Consider the following 12,698-nt stretch of genomic DNA (forward strand, 5'->3'; position numbering starts at 1 on the left):
TCTTAGTATTACTAAACTTTTCTTACTCTTTTTTTAAACTTATTTTTTAACTAATCTTCTATATCCCTTTAGTCTCAATGAATAAGCTATAAATTTTTTTTATATTTTTTTGTTAAATATATTGATTTTTTTGCATATAGTAATTATAATTAGTCTTGTTTGTTTAGTAATCTTAAACTTTATGTTTAGTAACAGTGATATTTTTTAAATAGAAATGGTGGTGTGAAGAATGGAAATTGGCGATAAAATTAGAAGTCTTAGAATTGCTAAAGGGCTTACTCAAGAAGAATTAGCCAATAGATGTGAATTATCTAAAGGTTTTATTTCTCAAGTTGAAAATGATTTAACTTCCCCATCTATTGCTACTTTAGTAGATATTTTAGAAATTTTAGGAACTAATTTAACTGAATTCTTTAGTGAAAATGGTGAAGAACGAATTACTTATAAAAGTGATGATATGTTTGAGACTGAAGATGAAGACTTAAAATATAGTTTAAAATGGTTAGTACCAAGTGCTCAAAAAAATGATATGGAGCCTATTATGCTAACTTTAGAACCTGATGGTCGATACATAGAGGAAGAGCCTCATGAAGGAGAAGAATTTGGATTTGTATTAAATGGAAGCGTAATACTTCATTTAGGCGATAAAAGTTATAAGGTAAAAAAAGGTGAAAGCTTTTATTTTAAGCCTAAACTAAATCACTATCTTTCAAATCCAGGAAAGACAGTTGCAAAATTAATCTGGATAAGTACTCCCCCATCATTTTAATATGCTTTAATTTTAAATTCTAGAAAGAGGTGTTTATTATGAATGATAACATTCTAATGCTAAAAGGTATAAGTAAAAAGTATGAAGATAATGAGGTGCTTAAAACACTTAATCTTAATATAAAGAAAAATGAATTTTTAACTCTATTAGGTCCAAGTGGGTGTGGTAAAACAACTACATTAAAAATAATTGCTGGATTTGAAACAGCAGATAATGGAAAAGTTATATTTGATGATAAAGATATGGCAAGCCTTCCCTCTCATAAAAGACCTGTAAATACTGTATTCCAAAAATACGCTTTATTTCCTCATATGAACGTATATGACAATATAGCTTTTGGATTAAAAATAAAGAAAACACCTAAGGAAGAAATTAAGGAAAAAGTAACTGAAATGCTTAAACTAGTTGCACTTAGTGGCTTTGAAAAAAGAAGTATAGAATCACTAAGTGGCGGTCAACAACAAAGAGTTGCTATAGCAAGGGCTCTAGTTAATGAACCTGAAGTTTTACTTCTTGATGAACCTTTAGGTGCATTAGACTTAAAGCTTAGAAAAGAAATGCAAATTGAGCTAAAAAAAATTCAACAAAGATTAGGTATTACTTTTATATTTGTAACTCATGATCAAGAGGAAGCTCTTACTATGTCAGATACTATAGTTGTTATGAATAAAGGAGTTATTCAACAAATGGGAACTCCTCAAGATATATATAATGAACCAGCAAATGCATTTGTTGCCGACTTCATTGGTGAAAGCAATATAGTAGATGGTATAATGCACGAAGACTTTAAAACAGAGTTTTGTGGAAAAATATTTGAAAGCGTTGATAAAGGCTTCAATAAAAATGAAGCAGTTGATATAGTTGTTAGACCAGAAGATATAAAAATGGTTAAAGCGGATGATGGAATGCTTAAAGCAAAAGTTATATCTGTTATATTTAAAGGAGTTCACTATGAAATAGAAATAGAGGTTGAAAATTGTAATAAAAGATGGATTATCCATAATACTAAAGCTGCTGATATAGGCTCAATTATTGGAATAGATATATATCCAGAAGATATTCATGTAATGAAAAAGGTGACAGAAAATGAATAATAAGAAAAGAAGTTTTGCAGCTTATCCATATGTAGTATGGAGTGCTCTATTTATAGTAATTCCTTTATTAATGATTTTATTTTTCAGCTTAACAATCGATTCTGGGTCAGGTTATCAGTTTTCAACTGAAAATTTCCAAAGACTTATGAATCCACAATATATTAGAATATTTGGTCGTTCACTTTCTCTAGCTCTTATATCAACAGCTGTTTGCTTAATTATAGGTTATCCAGTAGCTTATATTGTTGCAAAAATGCCAGAGAGTAAACGTAATTTAATTATTATGCTATTTATATTACCAATGTGGATGAACTTCTTATTAAGAACATATGCTTGGTTACCTATCTTAGGTAAGAATGGTATAATAAATAACTTCTTAGGAATTTTCGGCGTAGAGCCAATTCAATTCCTTTATACAAATGGAGCTATTTTACTTGGTATGATATATAATTTCTTACCATTTATGATACTACCTATATATACAGTATTATCTAAAATAGATCAAAATTTAGTAAATGCAGCATCAGATCTTGGAGCAAATAGAAAACAAACTTTTATAAGAGTTATACTTCCACTTAGCATTCCTGGAGTAATATCAGGTATAACAATGGTATTTATGCCAGCTGTTTCAACATTCGTTATCTCAAGATTATTAGGTGGCGGAAAAGAAATGCTAATTGGTAATGTTATAGAGCAACAATTTACAACTATGAGTGACTGGCACTTTGGATCAGCACTAGCAATTATATTAATGATCTTAATATTAATATCTATGGCTTTAATGTCAAGATTTGATGGTGATCAAAACGAAGGTGGTGGTCGTTTATGGTAAGCAGATTCGAAAAATTTATAAAAAAATTCTATTTAGCTATAATTTTCATATTTTTATATGCACCAATTGTTACTTTGATGGTATTCTCCTTTAATAATTCAAAGTCAATGGGAAAATGGAATGGATTTACTTTTAAATGGTATGGAGAGCTATTTCATAATGAGTCTTTAATGGAAGCATTATATTATACTATCTTAATTGCAGTTATAGCTTCTGTTATAGCAACTATTGTAGGTACAATTACAGCTATTGGTATTCATAATATGAGAGGAAGAAAAAAATCATTATTATTGAATGTAAATAATTTACCTATAATAAATCCAGATATAGTTACTGGTGTTGCTTTAATGAGTTTATTTATATTCTTAAAATTCGATTTTGGATTTAAGACAATGTTACTAGCTCATATATCTTTTGATATTCCCTATGTAATATTATCTGTACTTCCAAAACTTAGACAACTTCCAGATAATACAATAGAAGCTGCTATGGACCTTGGTGCTACTCCTTGGTATGCAATGAGAAAGGTTATAATACCTCAAATAAAACCTGGAATATTTGCAGGGTTTTTAATGGCATTTACTATGTCAATTGATGATTTTGTAATTAGTTTCTTTACTACAGGACCTGGTGTTACAAACCTTTCAATTGAAATATATTCAATGGCAAGACGTGGTATTAAACCTGAAATTAATGCACTTTCTACATTAATGTTTGTAACAGTATTAATATTGTTATTAATAGTTAATAAAAAGAAAAAAGTAGAGGTGAACTAAATGAAAAAATTTAAACTTTTCAGCGCATTAGCCTTAAGTGCAGTGCTTGTTGTAGGACTATTCACTGGATGCGGAAATAAATCAGATAAATCTACTTCAAAGCAACTTAATATATACAATTGGGGCGATTATATAGATCCTGAATTAGTTACTAAATTTGAGGAAGACACAGGTATTAAAGTTAATTATAATACTTATGATACTAATGAAACTATGTATTCAAAAATTAAGGATGGCTCTAGTAACTATGATTTAATAATCCCATCTGATTATATGATAGAAAAAATGATTAAAGAAAATCTTTTAGATAAGATAGATTATAAGGAAATCCCAAACTATAAATATATCGGAAAAGAATTTAAGCATCTTCCTTACGATCCTAATGATGAATATTCAGTTCCATATATGTGGGGTACTATAGGTATAGTTTATAATCCTGATATAGTAAAGAAACCTGTAGATAGCTGGAATATTCTTTGGGATAAAGATTATAAAGGCCAAATTGTTATGTTTGATTCTGTTAGAGATGCTATGGCAATTGCATTAAAAAAACTTGGATACTCTATTAATTCAACAGATAAAAACCAAATAAATGAAGCAGCTGAAGCTTTAATACAAGAAAAACCTCTAGTTCAGGCTTACATGGTTGATGAAGTTAAAGATGCAATGATAAGTGGTGAAGCTGCTATTGCTCCTGTTTGGTCAGGAGATGCTCAATATATAATGAATGAAAATCCTAAAATTAAATATGTAGTTCCTAAAGAAGGTACTAATAAGTGGTTTGACTCTTTAGCTATTCCTAAAGGAGCAAAACATAAAAAGGAAGCTGAAGAATTTATAAACTTCTTATGTGACCCAGAAAATGCACTTCAAAATGTTGAATATATAGGATATCAAACTCCAAACACTAAAGCTTTCGAGATGTTACCTAAAGAAATACAAGAGCAATATCCAAGTGAAAAAGAACTTAAAAATTCTGAAGTATTTAAAGACTTAGATCATAAGACATTATTAGAATATAATGATGCATGGATTAAAGTTCGTTCTTAATCTTAAAAAGACAATCAAGATTAAATCTTGATTGTCTTTTATTTTATTTAAACCAAAGTTCTATCTCTCTATTAGCACTTTCAACTGAATCTGATGCATGTACGCAATTTTCAGTTGAATTTTTTCCATACAAGGCCCTTATTGTTCCCTCATCTGCTTTCTTAGGATTAGTTGCTCCATTTATTTTTCTAATTCTATCTATCGCATTATCTCCTTCTAATATTAATGCACATAATGGTCCTCTAGTAATATAATCTATTAACTCCTCAAAAAAAGGCTTTCCTATATGTTCTTTATAATGCTTAATTGCAAATTCCTTATTTATAGTAGTCATCTTAAGTTCAATGACCTTTAGATTTGCTTCCTCATACATAGAAATTATTTTTCCTATTATATTTTGTTCCACTCCATCTGGTTTTATAAGAACTAAACTCTTCTCCATATTACCTCCATAAATTTCCTTTTTTACTTTATTCTAAATTATATCTTATTTATTTTCAATATTTCTATTAATATTAGTAATATTTTTCCTATTTATATCTAAATAATTCACCCTATGATATAATTATTTATAATACATTATTGAAAGGATGCTGTTTATGTTTAGAGTAAAAGCCTTAATTAGTGGTCATGTTCAAGGTGTGGGATTTAGGTACTTTGTTCAAATTAATGCCTTAAAATATAACTTAACTGGATGGGTTAAAAACCTATCTAATGGAGATGTATCACTAGAAGCTCAGGGAAATAAAATAGATATTGAAAAGTTTTTAGGCATACTAAAGGATGGAAATCGATTCGCTAAAGTAAAAAATATATCTATACATGAAATTGACTTAGATCCTTTAGAAAAAAAGTTTAAAGTAACTTATTAACATAAAGGTAATATAATATAAAAGAGCTAGTCTAAATCATTATTTAAACTAGCTCTTTATTTATTTTATATCTCTAAGAAATTTATTTGTTTCATCAAATACAACTTTTCTTAAAGCAATTATTGCAATTAAGTTTGGTATAGCCATAAGACCATTTACTATATCAGCAGAAATAAATATTGTATCTAATGATATAAAAGCACCAACAGCTACTAAAGCTATATAAAGTATCTTAAATGGAATTATTGCTTTCTCACCAATTAAGTATTCTATACATTTCTCTCCATAGTAATTCCAGCCTAAAATTGTTGTAAATGCAAAGAATATAAGTCCAACATTAACTATATATTTTCCAATTAAAGCAATAGGAAAACCAACCTCAAAAGCTGCTGTTGTTAAGTTTGCACCATCAAGTGATGAAGTATACATTCCTGTAAGAACTATTACTATACCTGTCATTGTGCAAATTATTATTGTATCAAAGAAAGTACCAGTCATAGATATTAATCCTTGTCTTGCAGGTGAATTCGTTTTTGCAGCAGCCGCTGCTATTGGTGCACTTCCAAGTCCAGCTTCATTTGAAAATACCCCTCTACTTATTCCTCTTTGCATAACCATAATAATAGATACACCAGCTGCTCCTCCAAGAGCTGCCTGTGGATTAAATGCACTATCTACTATTATCTTAACAGCTGTAGGAATAGATTGTATATTAAATACTATAACGATAACTACTCCAATTATATAAAGAGCTGCCATAAATGGAACAATAGCTTCTGATACTTTAGATATTCTTTGTATTCCTCCTAAAGTTACCATTGCAACTAATATAGTAACTATAATTGCAGTTATAATTATCGGTACATTAAATCCTGTCTTTAAAGCTTCTGAAATAGATTTTACTTGTGCAAATGTTCCAATTCCAAATAGTGCAACTAGAACTCCAAATAATGCAAATATTTTGGCAAGCCATTTAACTCCCATACCATTTTGTATATAGTACATTGGCCCACCCTTTACTGCTCCATTTTCATCAAATTCTCTGTACTTTATAGCAAGAACACCTTCTGCATATTTAGTTGCCATTCCAAAAAATGCTGCAACCCACATCCAAAATAATGCTCCAGGTCCACCAGCTTTAATTGCTGTTGCAACACCAACTATATTACCAGTCCCTATGGTAGCTGAAAGAGCTGTACATAAGGCACCAAAGCTTGATACATCCCCTTTTGCTCCATTTTCTTTTTTAAATATAAATTTTAAAGCCTTAGGTAATTTTGTTATTTGTAAAAACCTAAGTTTAAATGTTAAATACACTCCAGTTCCTAATAATAAGATTAGAAGTGGTGGACCCCATACAAAAGAGTCAATACTTGTTAAAATTTTTTCCATAAAAAAATCCTCCTAAATTTAAAAATTCCGGAGGAGATTAAATAAAGCTAAGTTACTTAGCTTCAAAAAATCCCCTGTCCTTTTACCTGAGAGTTTCAGCAGAAAAATAAATTTCACCTGCCTTGCTCCTTCGGTGCTCAAAATATATATTTTGAGGCTCTCCAGAGGCTCGTCCAGTAGCGGTCCTAATACCTGAAAGATTTCCCTCTTCGGTGGATTGATATAAAATCAATCTCTCTCCCACTACCTTCATCCGAACATATTGAATTGTGATTATATTATATATATAAAATTGATGTAAATCAAGTTTTTTGTAATATTATATTCTTCTATTTTATTTTTGTTATTTTCTCTTTAATTATTTTATGTTTATTATTATAAAATTTTTAATACTCTCTCAATATAGATTTATTAATATCTTTTATCATTCTTCTGCCTTTTAAACTTACCCTCTTAAATCCACATCTAGTATAATACTTTACTAAATTTTCGTTATTAGCTATAAGAGATACATACGAGTATCCATACGCTCTAGCTCTCTCTTCGGTATCCTTTAATAATAATTGACTATAATTTTTTCCTCTGTAATTTTTATCTATAATAATATTTGATAAATAATACTCATTTTTCTTGCACTCATCATAAAATATATATTCAATCCATCCACATATAAATTTAACCTTATCTTTTATATTTTCTTGCATTTTTATTAAGTATCTATCCCCTTTAAAAGTTGACTTCTTTAGCCTTTCCCCCCTTATAGCCAAGGTTAGTCCTATTACTTCATCTTTATTTTTAATAACTCTAAAATTCTTATAATAAACTCTACTTCCTTCTATCATCATAATTTTTCTTAATCTATTTATTAAACTATCCCTATTCCCCGTTCCCCACTCTATCTCTGGAAAATCTTCTGTTTCAAATAAAAGATTAGAAATCTTATTTATATATTCTTTCCTTCCATTTTCAATAATTAAGCTATCTTTATACAAAATTCTCATCCCTCTCATTAACTTTTACTATTAATTATAAATAACATACAAGAATAAATAAAACATTTTATGAGAAAAATATTTCTATTAATATTTATAACTTGGAGGAAAATCTTATGAATAACCCTTTTATTAATGAAATATTACAAACTACTACCTCCACATCATCAACTATTATAAAAAAGGAACTTCTTATAGATAGGGATAAATCAACACCAATTACAATTATGTACTCCCAATCAACAGTAGATAAAGATATTATTAATAGAGATATATTAAACCCTATTATGCATAACTTTAATGTCTTGTTCCCAAAAGATATTGATAAATATGAGTTTTTAATTAAAGTTGCATTGCCAGTATGTAATGCAGTAATTGAAACCTCCTTTTCAGAAATTTGTAATTCCTTGCGTTCTGGAAAGACCCTTATAATTTTTGATGGATATAGAAAAAGCATTATAGTAGATACAATATCTTTTACATATAGAAGTGTATCATCACCTACTTTAACGCCAACGCTTTCTTCATCTAAAGAAGACCTTAATGAATCTTTAGACACTAATATATCGATTTTCAAACGTAGATTTAAAGATCATAACTTAGTTATAGATAAAAATGTTGTAGGTAGGCGAAGTAAAACCAATGTCAATATTTTATATGTAAAAGATGTAGCTAATCCTAATGTTGTTGATAATGTAATTGAAAAAATAGCTGCTATAGATGTAGATAATATTCAGTCTCTAGGAGCACTTCAGCAATATATTGAGGAATTTAGTTATAATATAATACCACAAGGCTATTTAACTGACTCAGCAGAGAGTGCTGTAGACAAATTAGCAGAAGGTAAGGTTATTGTTCTTATGGAAGGAAGTCCTTATGCCCTTTGTCTTCCTGCCTTATTTGTTGAATTCTTCCATAGTCTTGATGACTATAGCAATAGATCTATAACTGCATCCTTTGCAAGATTGCTTAGATTTCTTGCCACAATTATTGTAATAACTATGCCTTCTTTATATATTATTTTAACTAAATTTAACCCGGACCTACTTGTTGATAAATTTGTTCAGCCAATAGTTAACTCTAGGCAAGGTATACCCCTTTCACCTTTTTTAGAAATTTTTGTTATGGAACTTATAGTAGAGTTATTACGAGAAGGGGGCACAAGCCTCCCAAGTAAAGTTGGTCAGACACTTAGTATAGTAAGTGGTATTATAATTGGAGATGCTGCTCTTCAATCAAAGATAATATCCCCTTCTGCTCTTTTTATAGTAGGAATAAGTGTGGTTTGTACATTCTTAATTCCTAATTATAGGATGGCATTATCTTTAAGGCTTATTAAATTTCCATTTATGATACTTTCGAATACATTTGGTCTTATAGGTTTTGTTACTGGTATTTATATCCTTTTAACAACTATCTTTAATTTAAATGTATATGGTGTAGATTTTGCTTGCTTTTATTCTGATGATATGAAAGATTCCTTTATTAGAAGTAAACTTCAAACTCTTATAAAAAGGCCTATTTTATTTAAAACAATTGATAAAATTCGTTTAAGTAATACTCCTAAGAAAAAGCGCGGTGAGAATTATAATGAAAAAAAATCTTGAAATAACAACTAATCAATTTGTGTGTATGCTACTATCATATACAATAGTTGCAACAGAACTTAAGTATCCAGCTGTAATGAATAGCTATGCTGCTCAAGATGGCTGGATAGCTACTGCATTATCTGGTCTATATCCAATTATCTTTTTTATTTTATATGGATTTGTTTATAAAGAATATCCTTATAAAAATATTTTTCAAATAAATAGAGAATTGCTTGGAAAAATTATAGGTAATATATTTAATATATTATTTATTATATACTTAATCTGCTATGCTATAACTCATTTAGCTGGTTTTACAATACTACTAGTAAACACAGTAATTTCCTATTATACTAACTCTCAAGTTATACTTATTATTATTATTGCATCATCTCTAGCGACCTTTTATTCTTTTAGATCTCAATTAAAACTTGGACAATTAACCATTTATTTACTTGTATTACTTATTCTATCATTAGGTTTTTCATTAAAAGATGGTAAATTGCTAAATATTATGCCTATTCTTTCAATAAGCTCTGAAAATTTAATTAAAGCTGTTTTTCATGGTATATATGCCTATGCTGGTTTTGAAATAATGCTTCTATATTTACCTTACTTAAAGAATAAAAAAGATTATAAGAAAATAGCCATTTCAACTTGTACATTTTTAATACTTATTCTTACTTGGATAGTATTTATAACTATTTTTTATTTTGGACCTGATACACTTAATTTTTTCAATTTTCCATTACTTAATTTAACTGCTTCTATTAAAGTACCTCTTATAAATAATTTTATATTAATATTTGTTACAATATGGTCAATATACTCCTTAAAAAATTCAACTTTAGCAATTACTAACGTTTTAAATTTACTTCCACCAGCAACAAACTCAAAATTCAAGAAACTTTGGTTAATTATTATAATACCATTTTTCTATTTTACAACAAATTTAATGAGTAATATTATTAATATTGTTTTTTTTGTAAATGTAATTTTTATAAAGCTTATGCTTATACTATTATTTAATATCTTTTTATTATTTATTGTTGTATTAAGGAGGAAATCATATGGAAGAAGAAAAAGAAAAAGTAGTACTACTAAAAACCATTAAAAGATATTCTTTTTTAATTTTATTAATTTTATTTTTAATTATAATATCAAACTTGTATAAAAATAAACAGTTTGCTCAGATTGAAGATATAGATTTCGTTGCAGGTGTAGGATATGATATTAATACTGATATGGATAAAAAAATATATTCCATTCCTGTCTTAGTATACGACTATAGTAAAAGTGGTTCATCCGAGGGAAATTTACTAGAAGCTAAAGGGGTAACTCCAGTTGAATCTAGAGTCAATAGACAATTGCACTCTGGCAAGAAGTTTTCATTAGGTACAGAAAAAGCATATATTTTTTCTAAAAAAGTTTCTCTAGATGGGCTAGAAGTTCCTCTAGATGGTTTAATGAAAAACAATCAAGTTTCTAATTCTGCACTAATAATCACAACATCTAATGATCCAAAAGAAGTACTTTCACTGAAGATTCCTGGCTATCCAACATCACCTGACTATATAGCAGGTTTAGTTAAATCATTAGAAGCATATTCATACTTTTCAACTAAACACTCACTCTTTACTGCATATATTGATAATAGTACAGAAGGCTGTAAGTTTATAGCTCCAAATATGGATATAATAAATGATAAACTTTATTTTACATCTATGTCAGTTTTTGATAAAGGTAAACTTGTTGCTTCTATACCTGTAACTTTAATGAAATATGTAAATACCCTTAGAAATGATAAAGGTTCCGGAATTGCAACATTTTCTCTAGATGATAATAACTTTATTACTTTCAATTTAGTTTTTAAAAAGAAAGTTGATTGTACAAAGAATAAAGATGGAAATTTTAATTTTGATATTAATATAGATGTCAAGGGTACAGTAGCTAATAATAATACTTCACTTAGGGCAACTTCTTCACCATCTGAAAAAAAACAATTAGAAAAAAGATTATCCGACTATATGAAATCTAATCTAACAGATTTCATAGATATTATGAAATCTGAGTATAAAATGGATCTTTTAAATCTCGGACACATAGCTGCTGCTAAATATGGTCGTCATAAGATAACAAATTGGGATGAAGAAATATTAAAATCATCTATTAATATTAATGTAAACTTTAAGATAAACAGATTTGGTCTTGGTAAAATATCCTTTAACTAAAATAAGCTTAATACTATTTTATAAATAGTATTAAGCTCTTATATTTAACAATCTACTCTATTTCGTTTCTCACCTCTATTATATGCTCTTATATTCTCTAATAAATCATTAAATAACCTATTTCTAGCCTCAGCACTTGCCCAAGCTATATGAGGAGTTAAAACTAATCTATCTTTATTCTTAACTGATAATAAAGGATTATCTCCTTGTATGGGTTCTACAGAAAATACATCAAGTGCTGCTCCTGATATTTTTTCCTCATCTATTGCCTTTGCTAAATCTTTATCTACTACAATTGGACCTCTTCCCATATTTACTAGAATGGCTTCCTTTTTCATTTTACATAAATTTTCATAATTAATTAATCCCTTTGTATTATCATTTAGTGGTGCATGTATTGATATTATATCTGATTCTTTTAATAGCTCTTCTAAGTCAACTCTTCTATAATCTGAACTGCTATTTCTTCCTGATGTTGAATAGTAAATTACATTTACACCAAATGCTTCACATACTTTAGCAACGCCTCTTCCTATAGCTCCAAGCCCTATAATTCCCCATGTCTTACCCATAAGATCGTTATATGGTCTATCTAAATTTGTAAACATTCCAGATTTTGAATATTCTCCTGATTTAACAAAGTTATCATAAAAACTTATTTTATTATATAAGTGTAATAATGATGCAAAAGTATGTTGAACTACTGTATTAGTTGAATATCCTGCAACATTTGTAACTGCAATATTATTCTTTTTTGCATACTCAATATCAATGTTATTAAATCCTGTTGCCATCTCACATATTAATTCTAAATTTTTAGCTTCTTTTAGATTGTCCTCATTTAGCACAACTTTATTAGTTAAAACGACATTAGCATCTTTTATTCTTTCTGCCACATCAACTTTATCAGTCATATCATAAACTACACATTCGCCAAACTCTTTTAGCATATCATAATCTATATTTCCCAGTGTTTTTCCGTCTAAAACAACTAAATTTTTCATAACATCACTCCATTCAATATCATTATAATTTATTTTATCATAAAATTTTGTATAATTTCTTACTAATTTATAATAATTATGTGTATTAATTCAAATA

The 12,698-nt window shown here is 28.3% G+C and carries 13 protein-coding genes and 2 riboswitches; of the genes, 9 read left to right on the forward strand and 4 right to left on the reverse strand.

Annotation, left to right across the window (positions count from 1 at the left end):
- Window positions 1-229: 229 nt before the first annotated feature.
- From K5V21_RS11510 to K5V21_RS11530, 5 genes are read left to right on the forward strand one after another with little or no spacing between them, the layout of a single operon-like run.
- A complete protein-coding gene (locus tag K5V21_RS11510; protein WP_204593807.1) occupies window positions 230-769 on the forward strand; it encodes a helix-turn-helix domain-containing protein in 540 nt (179 codons plus the stop codon).
- A 35-nt stretch (window positions 770-804) separates the two neighbouring features.
- Window positions 805-1,863, forward strand: a complete 1,059-nt coding sequence (gene potA / locus K5V21_RS11515) for a spermidine/putrescine ABC transporter ATP-binding protein (RefSeq protein ID WP_407927722.1) — start codon at window positions 805-807, stop codon at window positions 1,861-1,863.
- Window positions 1,856-2,695 carry an ABC transporter permease gene (locus K5V21_RS11520; protein ID WP_221861376.1) on the forward strand — a complete coding sequence of 280 codons (840 nt, stop codon included), beginning with the start codon at window positions 1,856-1,858 and terminating at the stop codon, window positions 2,693-2,695. Before potA ends, K5V21_RS11520 begins: the two co-directional genes overlap by 8 nt.
- The gene (locus K5V21_RS11525; RefSeq protein WP_221861377.1) at window positions 2,689-3,471 is read left to right on the forward strand and encodes an ABC transporter permease; all 783 of its coding nucleotides are present in this window, start codon (window positions 2,689-2,691) and stop codon (window positions 3,469-3,471) included. The genes K5V21_RS11520 and K5V21_RS11525 overlap by 7 nt, the downstream gene beginning before the upstream one ends.
- Entirely contained in the window at window positions 3,472-4,521 is a 1,050-nt protein-coding gene (locus K5V21_RS11530) for an ABC transporter substrate-binding protein (RefSeq protein WP_221861378.1), read from the forward strand.
- Between the two features lie 43 nt (window positions 4,522-4,564).
- Here K5V21_RS11530 and ndk read toward each other — a convergent pair whose 3' ends face one another.
- Window positions 4,565-4,963, reverse strand: a complete 399-nt coding sequence (ndk, locus tag K5V21_RS11535) for a nucleoside-diphosphate kinase (RefSeq protein ID WP_221861379.1) — start codon at window positions 4,961-4,963, stop codon at window positions 4,565-4,567.
- A 157-nt stretch (window positions 4,964-5,120) separates the two neighbouring features.
- Here ndk and K5V21_RS11540 point away from each other — a divergent pair, with 157 nt between their 5' ends.
- Window positions 5,121-5,393 (forward strand): acylphosphatase, encoded by a 273-nt coding sequence (locus K5V21_RS11540; RefSeq protein ID WP_221861380.1) that lies wholly within the window; start codon window positions 5,121-5,123, stop codon window positions 5,391-5,393.
- A gap of 60 nt (window positions 5,394-5,453) precedes the next feature.
- Here the strand turns inward: K5V21_RS11540 and K5V21_RS11545 are convergent, their stop codons facing one another.
- Window positions 5,454-6,785: an alanine/glycine:cation symporter family protein gene (locus K5V21_RS11545; protein ID WP_221861381.1), complete on the reverse strand. Its 1,332-nt coding sequence runs from the start codon at window positions 6,783-6,785 to the stop codon at window positions 5,454-5,456.
- A gap of 71 nt (window positions 6,786-6,856) precedes the next feature.
- Window positions 6,857-6,953: riboswitch (glycine riboswitch) on the reverse strand.
- Between the two features lie 2 nt (window positions 6,954-6,955).
- A riboswitch (glycine riboswitch) is annotated at window positions 6,956-7,038 on the reverse strand.
- A 133-nt stretch (window positions 7,039-7,171) separates the two neighbouring features.
- Window positions 7,172-7,777 carry a GNAT family N-acetyltransferase gene (locus K5V21_RS11550; protein WP_221861382.1) on the reverse strand — a complete coding sequence of 202 codons (606 nt, stop codon included), beginning with the start codon at window positions 7,775-7,777 and terminating at the stop codon, window positions 7,172-7,174.
- Window positions 7,778-7,893: 116 nt separating this feature from the next.
- On the opposite strand from K5V21_RS11550, the gene K5V21_RS11555 reads away from it, so the two are divergent.
- Genes K5V21_RS11555 through K5V21_RS11565 form a run of 3 tightly spaced genes read left to right on the forward strand, consistent with a single transcriptional unit; the run spans window position 7,894 to window position 11,597 of the window.
- On the forward strand, window positions 7,894-9,384 hold the full coding sequence (locus K5V21_RS11555) for a spore germination protein (RefSeq protein ID WP_221861383.1): 1,491 nt from the start codon (window positions 7,894-7,896) through the stop codon (window positions 9,382-9,384).
- A complete protein-coding gene (locus tag K5V21_RS11560) occupies window positions 9,368-10,480 on the forward strand; it encodes a GerAB/ArcD/ProY family transporter (RefSeq protein WP_221861384.1) in 1,113 nt (370 codons plus the stop codon). Before K5V21_RS11555 ends, K5V21_RS11560 begins: the two co-directional genes overlap by 17 nt.
- Window positions 10,437-11,597, forward strand: a complete 1,161-nt coding sequence (locus K5V21_RS11565) for a Ger(x)C family spore germination C-terminal domain-containing protein (RefSeq protein WP_221861385.1) — start codon at window positions 10,437-10,439, stop codon at window positions 11,595-11,597. Before K5V21_RS11560 ends, K5V21_RS11565 begins: the two co-directional genes overlap by 44 nt.
- 44 nt (window positions 11,598-11,641) lie before the next feature.
- On the opposite strand, the gene K5V21_RS11570 is transcribed toward K5V21_RS11565, so the two are convergent.
- The gene (locus K5V21_RS11570) at window positions 11,642-12,601 is read right to left on the reverse strand and encodes a D-2-hydroxyacid dehydrogenase (protein WP_221861386.1); all 960 of its coding nucleotides are present in this window, start codon (window positions 12,599-12,601) and stop codon (window positions 11,642-11,644) included.
- Between the last annotated feature and the right edge of the window lie 97 nt (window positions 12,602-12,698).

The sequence above is a fragment of the Clostridium sardiniense genome (genome assembly GCF_019753795.1).
Lineage (GTDB): Bacteria > Bacillota > Clostridia > Clostridiales > Clostridiaceae > Clostridium > Clostridium sardiniense.

Bases quoted from the DNA above. Each gene is read 5' to 3' on its own strand.
- K5V21_RS11510 (WP_204593807.1), top strand. From the start codon at position 230: ATGGAAATTGGCGATAAAATTAGAAGTCTTAGAATTGCTAAAGGGCTT.
- K5V21_RS11520 (WP_221861376.1), top strand. From the start codon at position 1,856: ATGAATAATAAGAAAAGAAGTTTTGCAGCTTATCCATATGTAGTATGG.
- ndk (WP_221861379.1), bottom strand. From the start codon at position 4,963: ATGGAGAAGAGTTTAGTTCTTATAAAACCAGATGGAGTGGAACAAAAT.
- K5V21_RS11530 (WP_221861378.1), top strand. From the start codon at position 3,472: ATGAAAAAATTTAAACTTTTCAGCGCATTAGCCTTAAGTGCAGTGCTT.
- K5V21_RS11525 (WP_221861377.1), top strand. From the start codon at position 2,689: ATGGTAAGCAGATTCGAAAAATTTATAAAAAAATTCTATTTAGCTATA.
- K5V21_RS11565 (WP_221861385.1), top strand. From the start codon at position 10,437: ATGGAAGAAGAAAAAGAAAAAGTAGTACTACTAAAAACCATTAAAAGA.
- K5V21_RS11555 (WP_221861383.1), top strand. From the start codon at position 7,894: ATGAATAACCCTTTTATTAATGAAATATTACAAACTACTACCTCCACA.
- K5V21_RS11570 (WP_221861386.1), bottom strand. From the start codon at position 12,601: ATGAAAAATTTAGTTGTTTTAGACGGAAAAACACTGGGAAATATAGAT.
- K5V21_RS11560 (WP_221861384.1), top strand. From the start codon at position 9,368: ATGAAAAAAAATCTTGAAATAACAACTAATCAATTTGTGTGTATGCTA.
- K5V21_RS11540 (WP_221861380.1), top strand. From the start codon at position 5,121: ATGTTTAGAGTAAAAGCCTTAATTAGTGGTCATGTTCAAGGTGTGGGA.
- K5V21_RS11545 (WP_221861381.1), bottom strand. From the start codon at position 6,785: ATGGAAAAAATTTTAACAAGTATTGACTCTTTTGTATGGGGTCCACCA.